Origin of the sequence: Staphylococcus sp. GDY8P45P (genome assembly GCF_017892745.1) — a bacterium.
GTDB classification, from domain to species: domain Bacteria; phylum Bacillota; class Bacilli; order Staphylococcales; family Staphylococcaceae; genus Staphylococcus; species Staphylococcus cohnii.
On sequence record NZ_JAESLS010000006.1, the window covers coordinates 447,148 to 471,898 of the forward strand.

Here is a 24,751-nt window from a genome sequence, read left to right on the forward strand (position 1 = left end):
ACAAATAAAAGATAATTTAAGTTAACGAATCATTAAAACTATTTATAAATATAAAAAGCCAAATGAAATCATTTTAAATGTTTTCATTTGGCTATAAAATTTCTTTTATTATAAATGTGATTATTCATCGTATGAAATTAAACTCATTACGTCATAATCTTTAATTTTTTCAATACCTTTTAAATATTTTAATTCTATAATAAATGCAATACCTACAACAATACCACCTAATTGTTCAACTAACTTAATAGCCGCTTCAATCGTACCGCCAGTAGCTAATAAATCATCTGTAATTAACACACGTTGCCCTGGTTTAATTGCATCTTTGTGCATGGTTAATACATTTGTACCATACTCCAAATTATACTCATAACGAATGACTTCTCTAGGAAGTTTGCCTTCTTTTCTCACTGGTGCAAAGCCAATACCCATTGAATATGCAACAGGACAACCAATGATGAATCCTCTAGCTTCCGGTCCTACAACTACATCAACGTCTCGTAGTTTTGCATATTTAACTATTTGATCCGTGGCATAACCATAAGCTTCGCCATTGTCCATTATCGTTGTAATATCTTTGAAGTTAACACCCGGTTGTGGCCAGTCTGATACTTCAGATACATATTGTTTTAAATCCATACAAACTTCCTCCTATTATTCTACCAATTCATCCTTTATCCATTGCTTCAAACGATTAAAATCCTCATAAAGCAATAACTTTTCAACTTCAATTCTGTCGATACGACTTTGATAATATTTACTTGAAGCAATATCACGTTTTGTTGAAACATTATTTAATTTAATTATACCATTTTCAACTTGAATAAACTCTAAATCCAAGAAAACTTTCAAGATAAATTTAAGTATATGTGGTTGAATGTTTAAAAATTTACTTAGTTGTACACCTTCTTTAGCTAAATTTGTTTCTTTTTTAGCTGCAAGTGCTTTAAAACATTGTTTAAATGTTTCTATTTTTGGCATACCTTCAAAGTATATCGATCTATCATGATTTAACACGAGATAAATTTGAGATATATCAACTGTTTTTAATGTTGTTTTTAAATCATTAATGGATGTCGGCAAATCTCTAAAGACGTATTTATCATACTTATTAATAATTTCATCACCATAATAGTGATAATTTTCACCTAACTTTTCACTTCTTTGATGAATCAAGTAAGCAACATTCTCAGCATCTGCATTTAATTCATTTACTTTGTTTTTGCTTCTATAATCTAAAATCTGTAAATTATGACTTGCTAAATCTTCAATCATAAATTGAGGAGATTGAAATCCATTCCATTCATTAATTTGTAATGTTCCAATTACATTGATAGGTTGTTGCACACCCAATTCTTTTACTAAGTGACCGCTTTGCCAAAAGATTGCTTGTAATTGACTTTCGCCAATAACGAGTTTTAAGTGTTTTTTTTCTTGACCAATACCTTTTACCTGTTGAACAAGAACGTCTTGTAATTCGAAGCATGGACTAGTGAAATCTGTACCAAATGGTCGCAATCTTTGAATATCTTTAATATTTTGTATAGTAATATCACTTTCTGAAATAGTTACATCAACTTTTTTACGTGGTTCAAGTGAAGTTGTTTCTGCTAATTGTGCCATCCATGCATTTAAACTACTCTGTAATTGTTGAACATTTTCTATAGGCATTGTGACCCCAGCTGCCATATGGTGTCCACCAAATTTCGTAATTAACTGTGAATAATCGCTTAAAATTTCAAACATTGATACTTGATCAATGCTTCGAGCTGAACCTTTTGCGTGGTTTTGGGCTTCATCAATATTTAAAATTAATGTTGGAAGACTGTATGTTTCAACAATTCTTGACGCTACAATACCAAGTACGCCTTCATGCCAATCTGTTTGAGCTAACAGTAAGAATTTTGAACCTTGCTGTACTTGTTCTTCTGCCATTACAAGCGCTTCTTCAGTAATTTGAGACACGATATCTTTTCGCTCTTGATTAAAAAATTCAACTTGTTCAGCTAAAAACATAGCTTCATCTTCTGTTTCAGTCATTAATAACTCTGCAGCAAGTGCAGCATCCTCTAAACGCCCTACAGCATTTAACCTTGGTCCTATAATAAAGCCGACAGTTTCTTCATTTATTTCGTCATTATAACCAGCTTGGTTTAAAATAGCTTTTATTGATGGCGGACAATATTTATTTAATGACGCTAAACCATTTTGAACCAGCGTTCTATTCTCATCCGTTAAGGATACTAAATCAGCAATTGTTCCAATAGCAACCAAACCTAGAAAATGAACTGGTGGTTCATCCAATAAACATTGAGCTAACTTATAAGCAACACCTGCACCACACAGATATTTAAACGGATATTCAAACTCAGGATGCATTGGATGGACAATCGCATATGCATTAGGCATTGTTTCACCAATTTCATGGTGGTCTGTGACAATAACATCAACACCTAGGTCTTGAACCATTTGTATTTCATCATGCCCTTGAATACCATTATCCACTGTTATAATTAATGATATCCCTTCATCATAAGCATTTTTAAAAGCCAATTCATTTGGCCCGTAACCTTCAGAAAAGCGGTTCGGTATATACCAGCCTATATGAGCACCAAGTTCTTTCAATGTAGAAACCAATATAGTCGTTGAAGTGACACCATCCGCATCATAGTCTCCATATACTAAAATCTTTTGGTTTTGATCTATCGCTACATTGATACGCTCAATAGCCTTATCCATATCACTCATCTTCCAAGGGTCATGTGTAATTTGAACCCCTTCTAAAAGATTTCGAATATCAGTTTCATCAGTTATACCTTTACTTTCCAAAACTTTTTTTACAATAGGAGTTAGCTTTAAATCTGTTGCAATATTTTCTGCTATTTCAACTTCAGGTAATTTAACGTCCCAATTATATTTTGATTTAATCATACTATTCTCCCTCATTTCCACAAGCAATTATACAAAAGAATTTGAAAAATAAAAAGTGGTAACCTTTATTTCAACCATACTTAAAACTTCAAAGGATTTTGTAACGTGCGGACGCCCAGGGAAATGATATGAGTGAGAGACTACAGGCTCGAGCCATATCCCCAGGCAAGCATGCACGGTCAAAATCGCAAATATTAACAATAAAAAAGGCTAATCCATGATCCCATGGATTAGCCTTTCATTTAGAGTGTGCGCTTTTGCTCCACCCTATTTTATATTAGTACATGTTTTGATATTAATTATACTAATATTTTTTCATCATTTGATTTTTTCTCTTTATATACAATAAGTTTATTGTCGTCTGATTTTTTAAGCTGACGTTTTTTCATAATTCCCCATAAAGGAACAGCTATAAATACTGATGAGAACACACCAGATATTAAACCAATTAACAACGCTAATGAGAAATTGAAAATACTTGGTGCACCGAATGCTAATAGTGCAACTACGACAATAATCACTGTCAGCACTGTATTGATAGAACGCGTCATTGTCTGACGAATTGATCTATTAACAATATCATCGATTTGTTCAGGTTTCGTAATCACTTTAACTTTATGCAAGTTCTCACGTACCCTGTCAAACGTTACAATCGTATCATTAATTGAGTAACCAATAATAGTTAGCACAGCTGCAATAAATGTAATGTCAACTTCCAATCTAAACAGACTGAATACAGCCACAATCATAAAGGCATCATGTAACAGTGCTAACACTGAGGACAGTCCCATACGCCATTCGAATCTGAATGTGATATAAATAATGATACCGATAGCTGCATACAATAGCGCCATCATTGCATTTTTAGCTAATTCTTGACCTATAACTGGTGAAACCGTATTAACAGTTGGATCATTACCGAATGATTTATCAATCGTGTTCTTAATTTTTGACACTTCATCTTTAGATAAGTCATTTTTGAATTGTACTGTTGCATTTTTGCCATTTTCACCTAAAGAAACTTGGGTAGGTTTAAAATCTTGATCCTCAAGTGTTTTTGTCACTTTCGCTTCAGATATTTTATCTTTCGATTCAAAATCAACTCTTGTACCACTTGTAAAATCAATACCTAAGTTAAGTTTGAAAATAAACAGTATAACCGCACCAACGATTAAAATTAGTACGCTTAGTGACAATAATGGTTTGGCTAGCTTCATGAAATCCCAACGCTCATACGGTGTTTTTAAATCATGAACTTCTTTACCTTCATTTATATCTGCAATATGATGCTTGTTGACACCAAATAACCAAGATGATTTTTTGAAGAAATTTGAAGAAACAAGTAGTGAAAGTAACCATCTTGATAAAAATACTGCTGTTACAAAAATCATTAAAATGCCAAGTAGCAACATTGTAGCGAAACCTTTTACAGAACTTTCACCAAAGAAGAACAATACAGCAGCAGCAATCACTGTTGTAAGCTGCGCATCGACTATGGTTAAGAATGAACTTTTATTCGCTTTTTTATAGGCTTGTTTGAGCGTTCGTCCAATTTTCAGTTCATCTTTAATCCGTTCATACATGATAATATTCGCATCGACTGCCATACCGACACCCAGTACTAAAGCTGCAAGGCCTGGCAATGTTAATACACCAGAAATGAAATTAAATGCAACTAATGTCAAATAAATATAAACAGTAAGTGCAATAACAGCTACTAGCCCTGGTAAACGATAGAAACCTAACATAAATAAATAAATTACCGCTATACCAATTGCTGCAGCAAATATTGTTTTATCTAAAGCATCTTGTCCAAATTGCGCACCTACAGAATTAGAGTAAATTTCATTAAGGTCTACAGGTAATGAACCAGAATTTAATAAGTCTGCAATTTGTTTTGCTTCTTCAATACCTTTTTCACCTTTAAATCCACCAGAAATTTCTACACTATCTGAATTGATAGGTTTGTCAACTGAAGCAGCCGACACATATTTTTGATCTTTTTTGTTCATTTCTTTATGGTAAGTATCACCTTTTTCGTGATCTAACCATACAACCATAACATTTTCATCTTTTTTAGAAATTTCTTCAGTTACTTTTTTAAATTTATCACTATCTTTTAATTTAAAAGTAACTGCGGGTTGATTCGTATTCTGTTTAAATTCTTGTTTCGCTGAACCTTGTTGAATATCTTTACCCGTTAATTTGATATTGTCATCAGCATCACGAATCGTTAAATTAGCTTGTGAAGATAAAATTTCTCTAGCTTGAGATTGATTTTTGATACCCGCTAATTGTACACGGATTCTATTTTTATCTTCCACTTGAATCTTAGGTTCAGAAACCCCTAAAACGTTTACACGGTTTTCAAGTGTTTTTGCTGTGGCTTTTACAGCTTTATCATCAATCTTATCACCTTTTTGTAAAGGGTCAACTTGGTATAAGACTTCAAAGCCACCTTGTAAGTCTAATCCGAGGCTGACATTTTTTACTACATTTTTATATGTAAGTCCTATCCCGCCTAACAATAGAACTACAAGCAATATAAATGCAACAATTCTACTACTTTTCTTCACTTGAACACCTCATTGTAAGCTTATGTTATAAATTCATAATTCAATCGCCTTCGTTCTCATATACTAAACGATTAAATTTTCTAAATAACCTTACATATTTTAACACATTACATGTAGTGTAAAAACAAACTTAACTTATTTGTAACTTCTTTTTAAATGTAAGTGTTACCAAATGTAATGATTACTTAAGCTATTTAAAAATTTGATTTTGTCTATCTTTCATTATAACACCAACTATGTCTTTAAAGTCCAATATCTTTAGGTTTTGTTAAACAAAAAACGAACTGATAGTATATATCAGTTCGTAATCATAAGATCATTTATGAAGGATCAACTTGTTTAATAGCTGGTTTTTCTAAAGTGATTTCTGTACCATTGCCATTTAAAGTTAATACAACTGTAGTTTCGTCAACGCTACGTACAGTACCTTTAATTCCACCTATAGTAGTAACATGTTGACCTGATGAAATTTGGCTAATCATTTCACGATGCTCTTTAGCCTTTTTTTGTTGTGGTCTAATTAAGAAGAACCACATTAATACTAATAATAATATCGGTAATATCAATGAAGTAAATTGCATATAGTTATTTCTCCCTTTTAAAAGTTTTTTGGGTTTTCTACATTTAGTCCATACTGTTCAAAGAATTCTTCTTTAAAATCAAGTAAACGATCATCGCGAATAGCTTGTCTGATGTTTTCCATTAATTTCAGCAAGAAATGTAAATTATGATAAGTAGTAAGACGGATACCAAAAGTTTCTTCTGCTTTTATTAAATGTCTTATGTATGCTCTACTATAATTTTTACAAGTATAGCAGTCACAATTATCATCAAGTGGACCTAAATCTTCAGCATATTTAGCATTTTTTATAGTAACACGGCCATGTGAAGTCATACATGTACCATTACGTGCAATACGTGTAGGTAATACACAATCAAACATATCCATACCTCTAATGCTACATTCTATTAATGCGTCTGGTGAACCCACACCCATTAAATAACGTGGTTTATCTTTAGGCATAAATTGTTGTGTATGCGAAACCATATCATACATTACTGGCTTGGGTTCCCCAACAGATAAACCTCCGATAGCATAACCGGGAAAATCCAACGCTACTAATTCTTCAGCGCTTTGTTGACGTAAATCTTTATATTCTCCGCCTTGGATGATACCAAATAAAGCTTGATCCTCAGGTCTTTGATGCGCTTGTAAACATCTAGCTGCCCATCTACTTGTTCTTTCGATTGATTCTTTTACATATTGATATTCAGCTGGCATAGGTGGACATTCATCAAATGCCATCATAATATCTGAGCCAAGATCATTTTGAATCTGCATTGATTTTTCAGGACTCAAGAATAATTTAGAACCATTAGTATGATGACGGAATTCAACACCTTCTTCAGTAATTTTTCTTAAATTACTTAAACTAAATACTTGAAAACCACCTGAATCTGTCAGTATTGGACCATTCCAGTTCATGAACTGATGTAATCCCCCACTCTTTTTGATAATATCATTTCCTGGTTGCAACCACAAATGATATGTATTTCCTAATATTATTTTTGCTTCCATCTGATGCAATTCTTCAGGACTCATCGTTTTAACTGTGGCTTTAGTACCAACAGGCATAAACATTGGTGTTTCAAACGATCCATGTGGTGTATGCACGATTCCTAATCTTGCTCCAGATTGTTTACATGTTTTTATATGTTCATATGTTACAGCTGGCATACAAAAACTCCTTTCGTTTCATTCCTAAAAAATTAACATTGCATCGCCGAAACTAAAAAATCTATATTCAGATTTGACAGCCTGTTGATAAGCGTTCAAAATATAATCTCTTGAACTAAATGCCGAAACTAACATAACTAGTGTTGACTTCGGCAAGTGAAAGTTTGTTATTAAACCATCTATTGCTTTAAAATCAAAACCAGGATAGATAAAAATATCGGTCCATCCACTCTCTGCTACAAAATTGTTACGTGTTTGCATAATGGTTTCCAATGTTCTAGTAGAAGTTGTCCCTACTGAAAAGATACGGTGCCCATTTGTTTTTGTAGCATTTAGCAAATCTGCTGTTTCTTGATTCATTTGATAATATTCACTGTGCATTTCATGGTCATCTATATTTTCAACACTCACAGGTCTAAATGTACCTAACCCGACATGTAAAGTAATAAATGCAATATTAACACCTTTAGCTTTTAATTGTTCAAGTAGTTCATCAGTAAAATGAAGTCCTGCTGTAGGAGCTGCAGCTGATCCTGATGCTTTTGCATAAACAGTTTGATAACGATCTGGATCATCTAAGCGTTCTTTAATATACGGAGGCAGTGGCATTTCACCCAACTCATCCAAACGTTCTTGTAGTATACCTTCATAATTTAAACGCATGATTCTTCCGCCCTGATCTAAAGTTTCAAGACATTCAGCAACTATTTTGCCTTCACCAAAAGATAATTTGTCGCCTACTTTAATTCTTTTTGCTGGCTTCAATAAGACTTCCCAATCATTATCTTCAAGTTGTGTTAGCATCAACATTTCTACTTTTGCACCTGTCTCTTCTTTTAAACCAAATAAACGTGCAGGCATCACTCTGGTGTCGTTAAGTACTAATGTATCTCCTGATTCAATATAATCAATAATATTTTTAAAGTGTTTATGTGCGATATTTCCAGTTTTTCTACCAAGCACAAGCAATCTACTCTCATCTCTATTTTTCAGAGGCGTTTGAGCGATTAATGATTCTGGCAAATGATAATCAAATGCTTCAATATCCAAAACTATTCCTTCTTTCCATTCTTACTAAAATGTTCAAAAGCATACGCTGTCGCTTTACGCCCTCTTGGTGTACGTTCAATAAAACCTTTTTGTATTAAAAATGGCTCATAAACATCTTCAATTGTGACACGTTCTTCACCAATTGAAACAGCGATTGTATCTAAACCTACAGGGCCACCCTTATATTGTTCTAAGATACAGTTCATCATCTTATGATCGATATAATCTAACCCTTCATCATCCACTTGTAATAATGCTAGAGATTGCTTTGTAGTTTCAATACTTATCGATTCATCTTCTTTAACTTGTTGAAAATCTCTAACTCGTTTTAACAGCCTATTTGCCACTCTCGGCGTACCTCTGCTTCTTTTCGCAAGTTCAATGGCACTTTCATCATCTATAGTTGTACCTAAAACTTCTGCGGTACGGATTATAATTTCTTTCAATTCATGTTCTTTATAATATTCTAATCTCAGATGAACACCAAATCTATCACGTAAAGGCGCGGTTAAACTCCCGGCTCTGGTTGTAGCACCTATTAATGTAAAAGGAGGCAAGTCAATACGTATACTTCGCGCTTCTTCTCCCTTACCTATCACAATATCAAGAAAGAAATCTTCCATTGCTGGATATAAAACTTCTTCTACAACACTACTCAATCTGTGAATTTCATCGATAAATAATACATCACCAGGTTGTAAACTAGACAAAATAGCAGCCAAGTCACCCGGTCGTTCAATAGACGGTCCAGAAATGGTTCTAATATTGACTTCCATTTCATTAGCAATGATGTTGGATAAAGTCGTTTTACCTAATCCAGGGGGGCCAAATAAAAGTACATGATCTAACGGTTCTTTCCTAATTTTAGCTGCTTTTATAAAAACTTCTAAATTTGATTTAATCGTTGATTGTCCTATATATTGGCGTAATCTTTCAGGTCTTAAAGATAATTCAAATGATGATTCATCTTCATGCATAGACTGATCTACCATTCTATCATCCATTTATATTTCCCCCTTCATAAAATTTCAGCAAACTTAAGATATAAGCAACTGTAAACCACGCTTCACTGCATCATCTATTGATTCAAAAGATTCCTTATCTAAAGTTTTTTCAACTTTATTCAACTCTCTCTTAGAATAACCCAGTGCTTCTAAAGCTAGTAACGCTTCTTTTACAATTGCAGTATTTTGCGGATTATTTTGGTCCACATTAAACAATTGACTGCTATCTTCCTCTGTTACTTGTACTTTACCTTTGAGGTCTAAAACAATTTGACGCGCTGTTTTTTTACCTATGCCAGGAAATTTTGTTAAATAAGCATCATTTTCATTTTCAATTGCAATTTTTACTTCGTTTGGTGAACTACTAGCTAAAATTGCTAAAGCTGATTTTGGACCGATGCCTGTCACTTTAATTAAGCTTAAAAACATATCTTTTTCCTCTTGATTTATAAAACCATAAAGCAGCTGTGCATCTTCTCTTACAATCAACGAAGTATGAATCAAAATCTCTTGGTCTTTATATTTTTGAAATCGATATGAGTTTGGAGTTTGAATCTCATAACCTACGCCTGAAGCCTCCAAAACTACATGCGTGGGATTTAAAACGGTTAAAGTTCCTTTAATATATGCGTACACAGTCACACTTCCTTATATCGTCATACTAATGAGTTCCACATTAGAAATATGTTCAATCTTTTTTAATGCATTTATGACTTCATCTATTTCTAAATCTGTGCCTTTGCCATCTAATGATAATGTAATGGTAGCTCTACCGTCCATCGGTATACTTTGATGAATCGTCAACACTGACAAATCTAATTTAGAAAGTGTATTTAAAACCTCAGCTAACATACCTATGATGTCATTCACATACAAAATCAATGTAAACTCTCTTGTTTCTTCTAATTTTTCGTCAACTGGAAATATCGTATCACGATATTTGTAAAATGCACTTCGGGATAAATCGAATTGTTTCACTGCTTCAAATATGGACAATGATGGGTCGTTTTTCAAAACTTCTTTGATTTGTAAAGTTTTAACCACTGATTCAGGTAACACATCTTCACGAATTAAATAAAACTTTTTATTTTCATTTTTGCCCATATCAAGCACTCCTATTCAACAAATTCAAATTCTCCACCAAGTATTCTTACAATATCTCCATTTTCACAACCACGTTCACGTAATGCATCATCAATACCCATTGAACGCATTTGACGCGCAAAACGTCTAACTGCTGGATCACTATTAAAGTCAGTCATTTTGAACATTCTTTCTATAGCTTTACCACTCACTACGTAAGCAGCATCATCGTCTCTAGTAATCGTAAATGCATCCTGACTAGGCGTATGTTTATAGACCACTCTATTAACACCTAAATCTTCTTCCTTATTAAAATCTACATCTTTGACCTCTTCTAATGTATCAGCAATAGCATATAATAATTCATCAATATTATCATGCATTACTGTAGACAAGGGAATAATGCGTACACTTTTATCATTTAATTGTTCTTTAAAAATGGTTAAATTATCTTCTGCATCAGGGATATCCATTTTATTAGCAACCACAATTTGTGGTCGGTCTTCTAATCTATGTTCATAAGCTTTTAATTCTTCATTAATAACTTGATAATCTTCGTAAGGATCACGACCTTCTGAACCACTCATATCAATCATATGCACGATTACTTTGGTTCTCTCAACGTGTCTTAAAAATTGGTGACCCAGTCCGACACCTTCAGAAGCGCCTTGTATAAGTCCAGGTAAATCTGCCATCACAAAACTACGATGATCTTTGGTAGAAACAACGCCTAGATTAGGTTTAATTGTTGTGAAGTGATAAGCTCCAATCTTTGGTTTTGCTTTAGAAACTGTTGATAATAATGTAGATTTTCCAACACTAGGGAAACCGACTAAACCAACATCTGCAAGTAGTTTCAGTTCCAAAGTAACCTCAATTTCTTCACCTGGTTCACCGTTTTCACTAAAATCTGGTGCAGGGTTTCGTGGAGAAGCAAAGCGGGAATTCCCACGTCCTCCACGACCACCTCTTGCAACTGTAGCACGCTGTCCATTCTCTACTAAATCAGCTAGAACTTCTTCAGTTTCTACACTTTTAATAATTGTACCTGGTGGTACTTTTAATACTAAATGCTCAGCATTTTTACCGTGCATATTACTGCTTTGACCACCTTCACCTCTTTTAGCCTTGAAATGTGTTTGGTATCTGAAATCTAATAACGTTCTTAGACCTTCATCTACTTCGAACACAATTGAAGCTCCGTTACCACCATCACCACCTGCTGGACCGCCAAATGGTACATATTTCTCTCTTCTATATGCAGTTATGCCATTACCGCCATCACCAGCTTTGAGTGATATTTTAACTTGATCAACAAACATGATTTCACCTCTTTTTTATAAAACTTAATTTACATATCTTGTATATTATAGCATTTTCTATATAACTAGAAAATAAAGACAAAAAATAAACACCAGAAGTCATCACTTCTGGTGTTAACATGAACAAAAATTACTCAGCAGCTGCGTATACAGATACTTGTTTTTTGTCTCGACCTTTACGTTCAAATTTTACAACGCCGTCGATTTTAGCGAATAATGTATCGTCGCCACCACGACCAACATTTTCACCAGGATAAATTTTAGTACCACGTTGACGGAATAAAATAGAACCGCCAGTAACGAATTGACCATCCGCACGTTTAGCACCTAAACGTTTTGATTCAGAGTCACGTCCGTTTTTTGTAGAACTTACCCCTTTTTTAGATGCGAAGAACTGTAAGTTTAATTTTAACATTTGGTTGCACCTCACTTATAATTTAATCTAATATTTTCTTTGTACTCTTCTTCAATGGTCTGCAAAGAGACTAACATTGCTTGAAGAATTAATTGCGCTTTTTCGTTATTCGTATCGACACTTCTAACATGGAAGTATCCACCGTCATCACTATAGTCAATGTCGGGTTTCTCAGATGTTAATCCCATTATAGCATTAACACTTCCGAAAATAACTGCAGATGCTCCTGCACATACAATATCGTAACCGTAGTCACCATGATCGGCATGACCATCCATGATAACGTCTGTTACTTGACCCGAATCATTTAATGTAACATCTACATTAATCATAATTACGCGTTGATTTTGTCGATTGTTAATTTAGTGTATGGTTGACGGTGACCTTTTTTACGTTTAGAGTCTTTACGACGTCTATAAGTGAAAACAGTAATTTTTTTACCGCGACCTTGTTTGTTTACAGTAGCAGTAACTGTTGCACCTTCAACTGTTGGTGCACCAACTTTAACTGAATCTCCACCTACAAATAGTACTTTATCAAAAGTGAAAGAATCACCTTCATTTACGTCTAATTTTTCAACGAAAATTTCTTGTCCTTCTTCAACTTTTACTTGTTTTCCACCTGTTTCAATAATAGCAAACATACTTTGCACCTCCTATAATTTAAGTCACGCCAAACTCAGGTGACATCTTTGTACTTAAACCTGAATCCGAGCGGTTGTATGTAGCTAGAAACTACTCAACTACTGCATTTTAGCATTATGATCTTTCACTGTCAATCTTCAATTGGATTTTTTTGAGAAATTTAGTTATTAGCGGATACAAAACAATTAATAAAATTAAATTTAGAATTAATGTCGGTATCATTCTAAAAATCACAAACTCAAACAGATTAAATTGAACTAATCCTAAAACACTATATATAACTGCTACATAAATTTCTAACACGAGTGTACTTAACAATACGATAGTAAATAACATCGAATGATCTCGATAAAATACTTTGAAGAAAAAATCCATGATAACGACTAATAAAATATAGCCAAATAAATATAATCCGTAAAAGCTACCATAATATAAATCGGTAATTAATCCTAATACTGTAGATAAAATCAGAGCTACACCAAAACCTCTATAGACACTAATGATTAAGATGTACATAATTGTTAAATGAGGTACAAAAATGATCTCTTTACCAGAAATTTGCATAGGTATGACAAGTGCAATTGCGGTATCAATATAAAAAAGGATGATACCTATTAGAAAGTAGTATAAAGCTCGCATTAATTATCACCACTTTCAGTATCAGGTACTGTATTAGGGTCTCTTTTAGCAACATAAACATGACTTAAATCAGCTAAATCAGTACCAGTTTTCACTCTTACTTCTTTAGCTAAACCATACTCATCATTTTCAACCTTTGCTACTTCACCTATGTATAACCCAGTTGGAAGCTGATCAGCTAATCCACTTGTAACTACCTTATCTCCTTTTTTAACACTGTCTTTATTGTTAATATCAGATATTACTAGCTCTTCCTTTTTTGCATCATAATGGTCTATGAGGCCAAACACGTTTTTATCATCATGTTGGATATTGACAGATAAGCGATTTGCCCTTGTGTTTGTTGATATTAAATCTACTTGTGAAGAAAACTGATTCACTTTAGAGATTCGACCAACTAAACCATCAGAAGTCATTACTGCCATATTATTTTTGATTCCATCTTTTGACCCTTGATTAATGACTAATGTATTCATCCACTGATCAGGGTTTCTAGAAAGAACTGTGCTTGAAATTGGATCGAATTTAGATATATCTTCAATATCTAATTCTTTTTTGTACTTTTTATTCTCTGACTTTAACCTTTGATTTTCCGCCTCTAACTGTTTCAATTCACTTGATTGTTTTTTTGAATCACCACTGGTAAAAATACTATTGATAGATCCAGTAATAAAATGGACTGGATAACTCACAGCCTTTTGGCCAAAAGCTACTGTATCCCCAACATACTGTTCAACATGTGATTGGGATTGGGATCGCAATGACACACCAATCAAGGCGATAAAAACAATGATTGCACATAATATAACAATCAATTTGTTGTTTCTAAAAAACTTTGACAACCTAAACACCTCTATTAACCAACTATTTTATCTTCTTCCTATCATTTTATATTACTACTTAAACGAAATAAAGCACGAACATAAAGAATATGAAACAAAATTCATTTGAGAATTTTAATATGAAGATAAGTTTACTATATTTTATATTAAAACATTGTGATAACTTGTATTATAGCAATAAATTTAGAGAATAGTGTATTATTTAGTATTAATTTAAACGTTCCATTTGATTTTTAAAATAGTCATTGAAAATTCCTTTTTAGGACAACAGTTTACTCATTTTGATAAACATCCAATCTCATAAAAAAGGACGAGTTAAAATCAATCCTATCCATATTGATTTAAAACTCGTCCCGGTTATTTATCATATTAATTTTTTAAACTAAAAAATTACCTAGAAGCTACATAAACTACAGCTTACATACACATTTAATTAACTTACTGTACTCGTATTAAACGAATACTATTTCTGCTCTTCATCTGATGATGTTTTAGAGTCATTAGACTTACTAGATTCTTTTTCATCTTCTTTATAAAGCGTTTCTTCTTTACGCCAACGCGCAAATAAATTTTGTGCTTTTGCTTGTTCGTCTGCTTTTTTTTCATTAGATTTTTCACTCATTATAAACACCAACCTTTTCATATTACTTATATAAGGCTAACTTATTTATTAAAAGAATTCAAACCCATTACTCATAATTTGAAGCTGGCTTCAATTCTATATGTTCGCCCAATTGATTAAGGTCTTGATTCATCTCTATTTCAGTTTTATAAACTCTCATAGATTCAGAACCAAATTTATAAATAATAAATTCATCTCCACGTTGACCAGCTAAATAAGTGTCATTATATCCCATTCTTTCGATACCAGTTACTGACATAAACTCCCGTTTATCAATCCAATTAAACATATTTTTTGTTTGACTAAGTGGAACATTATTCAAAATATCGTTATCTTCTACTGAATATCTTTGTCCACCTGTAAGATGACCTTTATTTGCGCTATTATTTAAGGATGATTCATCATTATGAATTGGGTTCCAATCTTGGTCTTTCAAAAAGGGCGCATATTTGAGTGCGAAAAATACAATTACTATAATTGCAATAATAGCTATAATATTCTTTATAATACTAAAAATGAAACGCATGAACCATCCTCCTATTTTATTCATCAAAATTATAGTATGTTTAATAAAGTTTATCATCAGACTATAGGTGTATTTATATCTTAACTATAGACCGATGTATGTTTCATGCATTAATATTAAACTATATTAAAAGGAGTGAATGACGATGAGTATTTTATCTATAATCCTGCTTGCACTCTTAGTTATCTTATTATTTAGAGTAGGTTTATCTATTTTAAGATTTTTAATCTATGTTGGCATAATTGTATTATGTATTTATCTAGGATACCAAGGTATTCTTTGGTTAATGGAAAATTATAATCAATTTTTTAATTTTATAAATTAAAATTTTAGCGCTTATAGACATTGACGTCCATTAAGCGCTTTTTAATAATTCAAATGATTATTTTTTCGCAAGTACTTGATAACAATAATAACAACCACACAATAACAGCGCCCAAATAACCCCAAGGACAATCGCGCCAAAAACCACATTAAAAAGCGAATGATTATAATCCTTTAAAAAACTTAGTACTGTTGAGGAAATAGTAACACCTATCGTTGAAATCAATAAAGTATTGTAAATATGTTTCATTCTCATATTAGTTTTCATTTTAATCATTTGCATTAAATAAATCACAGGTAATAACAGCGCTACTAAAAGTATACTTTCCATCCTTTAACCTCCTAATTTGATGCCTCAAATATAATATGCTCGTTAAGTATACGATGACAATTTAACCAAACATCGTTAGTAATATTATATTTAAATCACTGTTATTTAATCAAAGTAACCCGCTTCTACCATGCTTAAATATTCATGGTCTCCTATAATGACATGATCTAATAAATCAATACCTAATAGTTGACCGCAATCTCTAAGTCTTGCAGTGGTTTTAATATCTCCTCTTAAACTACTTTAACTACTATTATTTATTATACTATGGTTAATGTATCACCGGAAGGGTGATTATGTAAAACGATAATCGCATTACTCGCACATTTAATCGCTTCACTAAATATTTCTCTTGGATGAACAATTGAAGAATTTAGCGTACCTACAAATATTGTTTTCTTTTTTATAATGATATTTTTAGAATTTAAGAACAGCACAATAAATTTTTCTTGCGTCAAATGTTCCATCTTACCCATCATAAAATCTGCCACATCTTTAGGGCTAGTAATTTGAATTTTATCATCAACACTTCCGGAATGTATACGTTCACCCAATTCAAAAGCTGCTTTCAATATAAGTGCTTTATACAGTCCCACACCTTTTACTTTGTTTAAATCATTAATAGATAACGTTTTTAATTCTTTTAAACTATCTACTGATTTTAATAATTCATTAGCTATATCTAAACTTGAACTGCCTTTTCTTCCTGTATTAATGAGAATAGCTAATAATTCAGCATGTGATAAATACCTGGCACCATGACACAACATACGTTCTCTTGGTTTTTGATGATCTGCAAGTTCATTTATTCTCAATAAACAACAACTCCTATGAATAATCTAGATGTATTTCTGTATTAAAATTAATAATTTTGTAATGTCATTGGAATAACAAATTTTAAAGAAGCATTCAAAAGCGAGGTGTATTTATTCTACTACGAATGATGTGTCATGTTGACTATTTTCTCATTAATTTAATAATTGCTTATTTTTAGCCAAAAAGTTTTAACTCAGAATAAAAATTTGCTTGTTTTATAAATTATATCAAGATGTTTCTTTACTTTTTTGTGCACTGTCCCACTGTGCAAATAAAAATAAAAGACCTATAATCCCTAAAATTACAGTTCCCCATATATTCAATGGTAATACATCTTTAACATATAAATAAATAAGTGTAACCACAAATAAAGTTGGTAAAATGGCGCCCAATAGCTTATTCCCTGTTTTAGATATAAAATATTGCACCGCTAACAATACAGCATAAATAATTGCTGGTGATAATGTCATAAAAAATTTCAAATAAAATCCCTTCCTTTTTTATTACATTTTATGAATATAACAAACCATAACAAATTATAAATTGTTTTATCATTAAAAATTATGGTTATCAATATTGTGATTATCATGCTTATATTTTTTAATAGCGTCTATAAAAATACAGATACCTAAGCCGAAAATAATTAAAGGAAGTATGATGATTAAATATATTGTGAGTTTTCCAAATATATTAGTAAAAAAAGCTACAGCAAATATGACTAAAAATATAAAAATTAAAAAATTCATTCCCGTTGTTTTATTCAAGCCCTATCACCCATCCTTTTAATAATGTGCTCAAGTTATATTAGAGTTCGTCAAAATTCAAAAATGAAATAAACTATATTTTATTACAAGGCTAAAAAAGCATAGTAAATTTCAAAATGTAAATTTTTACAAATTAAAATAGCTATGCTTTTAATTGAACTATTCTTCTTTTTTTACTTCTTCTACTGTTTTTTCAACTTCTTCTCGTGTCATTTTTTCACGCCCATTTTTCATTGCTTTTAACGTTTTATGTGCGAAAGCTAATGGTAAACGACAGAACAATAAAATCGTCCTTTTATTGATTGCTTTCATATATTCATCCGCTTTTGCTAAATTTTCTTCAGCATATGCAAATAAGTCCTCACGCGTCCAGTCGTCAGGAACGAAACTCACATCACGTTCCTCAAGATCTTCTTCTTCATTTCGCAGAATGTTTACAGCCTGAAGTCCTCTTCCATAACCTATTGCTAAATCTCTATCTGTTTTAACATTTGCACAGACATCCCATAGTTTAGATAGCATTACACCTACAAGTCCTGCTACATAATATGTATAATCATCTAAATCTTCACGAGATTTAATTCTCCAGTTAGCTTTTGCCCATTTTGCCATACCATATGCCATTTCACTAGAAGATTCTCTAACGATTGCCCGAGTACGTTCAGGGCAAGCTGCCAACCAATCTCCTAATCTCACTGAAACTTCAGGTAATTTATCTTTTACTGGATCTATTATTTTTAAATATTTTTCAGAATCAAAAGGCGTATTTAATAATTCGCTAATTTGCATTAACAAACTATGCTTTAAATCATTGTTAATTTCCTCATGATCTTCAATTTCATCAATTGCACGCATAACTAAATATGCACAAGCTACAGAATGTTTTAGTTCTTTTTCTAAAAAAGTAATTGGAATATAAAACGTACGGCTTGTCTCTTTTAAAACGCGCATTGCATCTTTTGGGAATTTCTTTTCTGCCATTTTATGAGTTCCCCTCCCTTTTCTTGATATTATCATATTTTTACATTTTAAAATAGCAAATGCTATACTGATAGCATTTTTACACTTTAATTACTAAAATAAATTAAAAAGCGAGAATAAAATCGACAGTTGTTAATCGATCCCATTGCCCGCTTTTAGAAATTAGCAAAACACGAAATTTAAAAATATACTTTAAAGTGTTTTAAACTAAAATGTGAATTTATCCCTTGTTATATTATACAAATTCTTCATACTCATAAGGATTCTGTCCTTCAACACGACCATTTTCTCCTTTATCTAATGCATCTATTTTAGCTATATCTTCATCTGATAGTTTAAAATCAAGATAATTAAAGTTATCTCGTTGGTGAGTATATTGTGAAGCTTTAACTACAGGGAAAACATGTTTCTGATTCACCCAATTAATAATGACTTGTGCTGTAGAACGATTATATTTTTCTGCTATTTCTTTAATTGTATTATTGGTTAACACATCATTAATCTCACGACCAAGCGGACTCCATGCCTCCGATAAAACACCACGTTTATCGTTTTCTTTGATTAATTCACTATTATTAAAGTATGGATGAATTTCTATTTGATTTGTTGCAGGCGTAACACCTGTTGCCTCTATGATGTCATCTAAATGATCAGGCATGAAATTGGATACACCAATCGATTTTATTAATCCATATTTTTGAGCGTCTACTAATGCTTGCCAAGCTTCTACATATTTACCTTGTTTAGGATTAGGCCAATGAACTAAATATTTATCAAAATAATCTAAGCCCGTTCTATATAGTGATTCTTGTATAAGGTTAATTGCTTTATCATATTCATGAGCTGCACCAGGTAGTTTAGCACTTACATAAATTTCTTCTCTTGGAATACTAGAACGACGAATGGCTTCGCCTACCATTCCTTCATTATTATAGTTTGTGGAAGTATCAATAACTCTATAACCAAGATTCAATGCATTTTCTAATGCTTTAACACCCTTGCCACCTTGAATATTAACTGTGCCTAATGCTATATGAGGTAATATTGTACCATCATTTAATAGAAATTTTTCATTTAAACTCAATTTATAACTTCCTTTCAATATTTAACAAATTATGTTACAAATCAACCTTAAATTGATTTTAAATCATTACATATGTATTTTACCCACATATGGACTTTTTTAATCTAAATGGATGAGTGAATGAAGCATTGATATCATAAACTTCCTCCGAAAATCCTAAAATGTGATAATACTGCCTCTATACAAAAAGCTATATATATAAATGGTATAAATGGTATTTTAATTTTTCGATTTTTTGTTTTCAACACTAATATCGTAGAAAATATACTGCCTATTAAGCATGTTAGAAAGAGTACATTGATAAAAATGGAATATGGTATTAAATATGATAAAAGCGAACAAATTAATATATCACCATATCCAATAGCATTTTTGAATAAAAAATAAAATATATGTAGTAGGAGTGTGGTAATAACAAAATAATAGAGGTTGCCATCAATAATAACTGCACTACTGAAAGCAAATACAAAAAATATGTGTAACGGGATAGATAAAGTTTGTATATCATAGAGAGCAAAAACAAGGAGAAATAAATATATGCATATGAAAGTGGATAACGATTTTGCGTTTGGATTAAATATCAAATATAAGGCTGGTACCAATGACAATACCTCACCTAAAATATAAAGTCTACTAAGCGGTTGATTACAACATGAGGATTTTCCTAAGAGTCTAATATAACTGAATATTGGCATGATATCTCTGTAGCTCAATTGCTTATTACAGAAATCACACTTGGATCTTGTTGCCAAATACTTTAAGTTAAATGTTTCAACAAAACATAATTGATAAAGAAAGCTAAATAACACAGGACAAACAACAAACAATATAAGCAATGAATCGCCTCCTCTTGCTTATTATAACAATACGAGTCTAGCACTTTAACAAAAACATCACTTTTCAAATAATAATAGAAAAATACAAAAAATAAAGCTAGTCTACCATTTAACAAAACCATTATATAACTTTGGTTAAGGTGCTAAATAATAACTAGCTTTATTATATTCAAATTAAATGTTTAGAAATTTACTTTAGCTTTAACTTCGCTGATGAAATACAAACTACCTGTAATAACTAAGCCCTGTCCTTCATAATTTTCAATAAATCGAACGAAATCATCCACAGTTTCTTTTTGATCAAATCGTATTTCATCGTAAATTTCTTCTTTTGTGCATGCTTTTGGAAAATCAAAATCCGTAATATACATTGTAGAAGCAATTGTTTTTAATTGATCAACCATTGCGTGAATAGGCTTTCCATTAATAGCCGCATACAATACGTCGACATTATCTAATTTATAATAGTCTTTTAACGTCTTTATAAGTGCTTCTACACTTTCCAAATTATGGGCACCATCTATAATCATCAATGGTTCATCTTTAACTTTCTCAATTCTTCCTGTCCAATTCACAGCTTCAATCCCATTAATCATTTTATTAAAATCTAATTCAACTAACCCAGATTCATTTAATTCGATTAATGCTGTAATTGCCAATGCTGCATTCTCTTTTTGATGTTCACCAAGCATATTCAAAATAAGCGTTTCTAGTTCATAATTCTTATAGCGATATGTAAATTCCTCACCTTGAGAAATCACACTAATATCTCTATCTAACTCAATACCTTCTGCATTTTGTTGTTCTACAAAATCGCGAATGATTTTAAGTGCATCTTCATTTTTCACAGCATATATGACAGGCGTTTCAGGTTTAATAATTGCACCTTTATCTTTGGCGATATCTACATATGTGTCGCCTAAAATATCAACATGATCTAAACCAATACTCGTTAAAATGCTAAGTATTGGTTTAAATACATTTGTAGAATCATTCTTTATACCTAAGCCTGCTTCAACTATTACAAAGTCAACTGGATGAATTTCTCCAAAATATAGAAACATCATCGTTGTAATAATTTCAAATTCTGTGGCTGTTCCAAGTTCTGTTTCTATTTCTAATGCTTCACTTACTGGTTTTACCTTTTGAACTAATTCTACAATGGCATCGTCGCTTATTGGTACACCATTTAAACTTATACGTTCATTAAATGTTTCTATAAAAGGAGACGTAAAGGTCCCAACTTCATATCCATTGTCAACAAGCGCTGACCTTAAATAGGCAACTGTTGACCCTTTACCATTTGTACCACCGACATGAATACCATTGATATTAAATTGTGGATTGTTTAATTTATCTAGCATCCACTCCATGCGTTTAACACCTGGTTTAATGCCAAATTTAGTTCGTTCATGTATCCAATATAAGCTGTCTAGGTAATTCATGTTAAGGACTCCTATGCTTTTAATTGATTAATTCGTTCTTGTACACCATCATATTTTTCTTGATATGTTTGTTTTTTCTCACGCTCTTCATTAATAATTTTTTCAGGCGCTTTATTAACAAAGTTTTCATTAGCTAGTTTTTTATTGACACGATCTAACTCTTTTTCCCATTTTTCGAGTTCGTTTTCTAAACGTGCAATTTCTTTATCCATGTCGATTAAACCTTCTAATGGTAATATGACTTCACCAGCAGAAGTAATTGATGTCATTGCTTTTTCAGGGATCGCTATTGTAGTTTGGATAATTAGTTCGCTTGGATGACAGAATCTATCAATATAATTTGAATTATTTAATAAAGTTTCTCGTATATTTTCATCTTTTGCTTGAATGAAAATTGGAATAGCTTTTGATAATGGCGTATCTACTTCTAGTCGAGATTGTCTTACAGATTTTATTATTTCAACAAGTTGTTGCATCGTTTCTTTACTTTCATCAAATACTAACTCATTATTTGATTTAGGCCAAGCTGCATTGACAATCGTTTCACCTTCATGTGGTAAATTTTGCCAAATTTGTTCTGTTACAAACGGCATAAATGGGTGTAACATTCTCATTGTATTATCTAGCACATAAGTTAATACAGAACGTGTAACTTGTTTTTGAGCTTCATCTTCACCGTTCATAGGTATTTTACTCATTTCTATATACCAATCACAGAATTCATCCCAAATAAAGTTATATAGAGCTCTGCCAACCTCACCAAATTCATAACGTTCACTTAAATCAGTAACTGTATCTATTGTTTCATTTAAGCGTGTTAAAATCCATTTATCTGCTAAAGATAAATTAGTTGATAAATCTACATCTTCAACTTTGAAATCGTCACCAATATTCATCAGACTAAATCTAGCAGCATTCCATATTTTATTTATAAAATTCCAGATTGATTCAACTTTTTCTGTAGAATAACGTAAATCGTGACCAGGAGATGAACCAGTAGCTAAGAAATATCTTAAACTATCTGCACCATACTCATCAATAACGTCCATTGGATCAACACCATTGCCTAATGATTTGCTCATTTTACGTCCATCTTCAGCACGCACTAACCCATGTAATAACACATCGTTAAATGGGCGTTGTCCTGTAAACTCAAGTCCTTGGAATATCATTCTAGCTACCCAGAAGAATATAATATCATAACCTGTTACAAGTACATTAGTTGGGTAATAACGTTGGAAATCTTCATTTTCAGTATCCGGCCAGCCTAATGTTGAAAATGGCCAAAGTGCACTTGAGAACCAAGTGTCTAATACATCTTCATCTTGTGTCCATTCTTCTTGATTTTGTGGTGGCTCTTCACCGACATAAATTTCTCCAGTTTCATTATGGTACCAAGCAGGTATTTGATGCCCCCACCATAACTGTCGTGAAATCGTCCAATCTCTAATTTTTTCCATCCAACGGTTGAATGTTTTTTCAAATCTATTTGGCACAAAATCGATTCTGTTATCCGTTTTTTGGTTGTTTAATGCTTGTTCAGCTAATGGTTTCATTTTAACAAACCATTGTGTAGATAGATAAGGTTCAACGACTGCACCAGAACGTTCTGAATGTCCAACAGAATGTTCATGTTCTTCAATTTTAATCACTAAATCCTGGTCGTATAAGTCTTTTACTAATGCTTCACGACATTCAAATCTATCCATACCTTGATATTTACCAGCATGTGCATTCATGTGACCAGACTCATCCATAACTGTAATACGTTCTAAATCATGGCGATTACCTATTTCAAAGTCATTTGGATCATGTGATGGTGTAACTTTCATCGCACCACTACCAAAATCGATATCCACATATTCATCTGCTAGTATTGGTAATTCTCTCCCAATTATAGGCAAAATTACAGTTTTACCTATAACATCTTTATAACGATCATCATTCGGATTCACTACGATTGCAGTATCACCTAACATCGTCTCAGGACGTGTAGTGGCTATCTCAATGAAGCCATTACCATCTGCATAAGGATATTTAAAATGATAAAACTTACCTTGTACATCCTCATGAATTACTTCTATATCAGATAAAGCAGTTCGTGCAACTGGATCCCAGTTGATGATGTATTCACCACGATAAATTAGACCTTTATTATACATATCTACAAATACTTTTTTAACTGCTTTACTAAGTCCTTCATCTAATGTAAAGCGCTCTCTACTATAATCTAAGCCTAAACCTAATTTTGCCCACTGTTGTCTAATAAAATCTGCATACTCTTCTTTCCAATCCCAAGCTTTTTCTAAGAACTTCTCTCTACCTAAATCATGGCGAGATAAACCTTCTTCTTTGAGTTTCGCTTCTACTTTAGCTTGTGTCGCTATACCAGCATGGTCCATACCTGGTAAATAAAGTGTGTCATACCCTTGCATACGCTTCATTCTTGTTATAATATCTTGTAACGTTGTATCCCAAGCATGACCTAAATGTAATTTTCCAGTTACATTTGGGGGTGGAATAACGATTGTATATGTTTCTTTTGAATGATCTTCTGCTGCTTTAAAATAGCCGTTATTGACCCACTGGTCATAACGTCCAGCTTCGACTTCGTTTGGATTATATTTGGGTTTCATTTCCATGTGTAAAATCCTCCTTAAATAAATAAAAACCCATCCTATAAAATAGGACGGGTTTTACCGTGGTACCACCTAAATTCAAGAAATTAGTATAATAATTTCAAGCACTTAAAATTATGATTAACGCTCAAACACGCTT

General features: G+C 32.3%; 25 protein-coding genes, 2 pseudogenes and 2 other annotated features (1 of these 29 cut by a window edge). Of the genes and pseudogenes, 1 reads left to right on the top strand and 26 read right to left on the bottom strand.

Annotation, left to right across the window (positions count from 1 at the left end):
* Positions 1-120 precede the first annotated feature (120 nt).
* The 17 genes from KA873_RS06885 to KA873_RS06965 form a co-directional block, all read right to left on the bottom strand.
* The gene (locus KA873_RS06885; RefSeq protein ID WP_107384787.1) at positions 121-639 is read right to left on the bottom strand and encodes an adenine phosphoribosyltransferase; all 519 of its coding nucleotides are present in this window, start codon (positions 637-639) and stop codon (positions 121-123) included.
* A gap of 15 nt (positions 640-654) precedes the next feature.
* On the bottom strand, positions 655-2,931 hold the full coding sequence (gene recJ / locus KA873_RS06890; RefSeq protein ID WP_107505062.1) for a single-stranded-DNA-specific exonuclease RecJ: 2,277 nt from the start codon (positions 2,929-2,931) through the stop codon (positions 655-657).
* Between the two features lie 299 nt (positions 2,932-3,230).
* Positions 3,231-5,507: a protein translocase subunit SecDF gene (secDF, locus tag KA873_RS06895; RefSeq protein ID WP_210140198.1), complete on the bottom strand. Its 2,277-nt coding sequence runs from the start codon at positions 5,505-5,507 to the stop codon at positions 3,231-3,233.
* A gap of 320 nt (positions 5,508-5,827) precedes the next feature.
* Entirely contained in the window at positions 5,828-6,088 is a 261-nt protein-coding gene (yajC, locus tag KA873_RS06900; RefSeq protein ID WP_019468514.1) for a preprotein translocase subunit YajC, read from the bottom strand.
* Positions 6,089-6,105: 17 nt separating this feature from the next.
* Positions 6,106-7,245, bottom strand: coding sequence for a tRNA guanosine(34) transglycosylase Tgt (tgt, locus tag KA873_RS06905; RefSeq protein ID WP_107384784.1), 1,140 nt, complete (start codon positions 7,243-7,245; stop codon positions 6,106-6,108).
* A gap of 24 nt (positions 7,246-7,269) precedes the next feature.
* On the bottom strand, positions 7,270-8,295 hold the full coding sequence (queA, locus tag KA873_RS06910) for a tRNA preQ1(34) S-adenosylmethionine ribosyltransferase-isomerase QueA (RefSeq protein WP_107384783.1): 1,026 nt from the start codon (positions 8,293-8,295) through the stop codon (positions 7,270-7,272).
* A gap of 2 nt (positions 8,296-8,297) precedes the next feature.
* Entirely contained in the window at positions 8,298-9,299 is a 1,002-nt protein-coding gene (gene ruvB / locus KA873_RS06915; protein WP_107384782.1) for a Holliday junction branch migration DNA helicase RuvB, read from the bottom strand.
* A gap of 33 nt (positions 9,300-9,332) precedes the next feature.
* Positions 9,333-9,935: a Holliday junction branch migration protein RuvA gene (gene ruvA / locus KA873_RS06920; protein WP_107384781.1), complete on the bottom strand. Its 603-nt coding sequence runs from the start codon at positions 9,933-9,935 to the stop codon at positions 9,333-9,335.
* A gap of 12 nt (positions 9,936-9,947) precedes the next feature.
* Complete coding sequence (locus KA873_RS06925) at positions 9,948-10,403, bottom strand: ACT domain-containing protein (RefSeq protein WP_107384780.1); 456 nt, start codon at positions 10,401-10,403, stop codon at positions 9,948-9,950.
* Positions 10,404-10,414: 11 nt separating this feature from the next.
* Complete coding sequence (obgE, locus tag KA873_RS06930) at positions 10,415-11,704, bottom strand: GTPase ObgE (protein WP_107505235.1); 1,290 nt, start codon at positions 11,702-11,704, stop codon at positions 10,415-10,417.
* 130 nt (positions 11,705-11,834) lie between these two features.
* Entirely contained in the window at positions 11,835-12,119 is a 285-nt protein-coding gene (gene rpmA / locus KA873_RS06935; protein WP_019468507.1) for a 50S ribosomal protein L27, read from the bottom strand.
* A gap of 11 nt (positions 12,120-12,130) precedes the next feature.
* Positions 12,131-12,451 (bottom strand): ribosomal-processing cysteine protease Prp, encoded by a 321-nt coding sequence (locus KA873_RS06940; RefSeq protein WP_107384778.1) that lies wholly within the window; start codon positions 12,449-12,451, stop codon positions 12,131-12,133.
* Between the two features lie 2 nt (positions 12,452-12,453).
* Entirely contained in the window at positions 12,454-12,762 is a 309-nt protein-coding gene (rplU, locus tag KA873_RS06945; protein ID WP_019468505.1) for a 50S ribosomal protein L21, read from the bottom strand.
* Between the two features lie 12 nt (positions 12,763-12,774).
* Positions 12,775-12,848 (bottom strand) — a sequence feature (ribosomal protein L21 leader region).
* Between the two features lie 29 nt (positions 12,849-12,877).
* A complete protein-coding gene (mreD, locus tag KA873_RS06950) occupies positions 12,878-13,402 on the bottom strand; it encodes a rod shape-determining protein MreD (protein WP_107505234.1) in 525 nt (174 codons plus the stop codon).
* Positions 13,402-14,244 carry a rod shape-determining protein MreC gene (mreC, locus tag KA873_RS06955; RefSeq protein WP_107384776.1) on the bottom strand — a complete coding sequence of 281 codons (843 nt, stop codon included), beginning with the start codon at positions 14,242-14,244 and terminating at the stop codon, positions 13,402-13,404. Before mreC ends, mreD begins: the two co-directional genes overlap by 1 nt.
* 463 nt (positions 14,245-14,707) lie before the next feature.
* A complete protein-coding gene (locus KA873_RS06960) occupies positions 14,708-14,866 on the bottom strand; it encodes a hypothetical protein (protein WP_019468502.1) in 159 nt (52 codons plus the stop codon).
* A gap of 67 nt (positions 14,867-14,933) precedes the next feature.
* A complete protein-coding gene (locus KA873_RS06965) occupies positions 14,934-15,392 on the bottom strand; it encodes a DUF4930 family protein (RefSeq protein WP_107384775.1) in 459 nt (152 codons plus the stop codon).
* A 145-nt stretch (positions 15,393-15,537) separates the two neighbouring features.
* Here KA873_RS06965 and KA873_RS06970 point away from each other — a divergent pair, with 145 nt between their 5' ends.
* Positions 15,538-15,717 (top strand): hypothetical protein, encoded by a 180-nt coding sequence (locus KA873_RS06970; protein WP_107384774.1) that lies wholly within the window; start codon positions 15,538-15,540, stop codon positions 15,715-15,717.
* 57 nt (positions 15,718-15,774) lie between these two features.
* Here the strand turns inward: KA873_RS06970 and KA873_RS06975 are convergent, their stop codons facing one another.
* The 9 genes and pseudogenes from KA873_RS06975 to KA873_RS07010 all read right to left on the bottom strand — a co-directional run bounded on the left by KA873_RS06975 (position 15,775) and on the right by KA873_RS07010 (position 24,615).
* Positions 15,775-16,047 (bottom strand): hypothetical protein, encoded by a 273-nt coding sequence (locus tag KA873_RS06975; RefSeq protein WP_119517757.1) that lies wholly within the window; start codon positions 16,045-16,047, stop codon positions 15,775-15,777.
* Positions 16,048-16,152: 105 nt separating this feature from the next.
* Positions 16,153-16,862 (bottom strand): annotated as a pseudogene (gene radC / locus KA873_RS06980) (RadC family protein).
* A gap of 228 nt (positions 16,863-17,090) precedes the next feature.
* Positions 17,091-17,345, bottom strand: coding sequence for a hypothetical protein (locus tag KA873_RS06985; RefSeq protein WP_181187761.1), 255 nt, complete (start codon positions 17,343-17,345; stop codon positions 17,091-17,093).
* 441 nt (positions 17,346-17,786) lie between these two features.
* A complete protein-coding gene (locus tag KA873_RS06990) occupies positions 17,787-18,608 on the bottom strand; it encodes a squalene/phytoene synthase family protein (RefSeq protein ID WP_107505050.1) in 822 nt (273 codons plus the stop codon).
* 235 nt (positions 18,609-18,843) lie between these two features.
* On the bottom strand, positions 18,844-19,692 hold the full coding sequence (locus KA873_RS06995) for an aldo/keto reductase (RefSeq protein WP_107386348.1): 849 nt from the start codon (positions 19,690-19,692) through the stop codon (positions 18,844-18,846).
* 134 nt (positions 19,693-19,826) lie between these two features.
* Complete coding sequence (locus KA873_RS13755) at positions 19,827-20,237, bottom strand: prepilin peptidase (protein ID WP_481906391.1); 411 nt, start codon at positions 20,235-20,237, stop codon at positions 19,827-19,829.
* A 93-nt stretch (positions 20,238-20,330) separates the two neighbouring features.
* A pseudogene (locus tag KA873_RS13760) lies at positions 20,331-20,501 on the bottom strand (prepilin peptidase); the annotation flags it as partial.
* 209 nt (positions 20,502-20,710) lie between these two features.
* Positions 20,711-21,973, bottom strand: a complete 1,263-nt coding sequence (locus tag KA873_RS07005) for a bifunctional folylpolyglutamate synthase/dihydrofolate synthase (protein WP_107384324.1) — start codon at positions 21,971-21,973, stop codon at positions 20,711-20,713.
* Between the two features lie 11 nt (positions 21,974-21,984).
* Positions 21,985-24,615, bottom strand: coding sequence for a valine--tRNA ligase (locus KA873_RS07010; protein WP_210140199.1), 2,631 nt, complete (start codon positions 24,613-24,615; stop codon positions 21,985-21,987).
* A 40-nt stretch (positions 24,616-24,655) separates the two neighbouring features.
* Positions 24,656-24,751, bottom strand: a binding site (T-box leader); it runs 146 nt beyond the window's last position.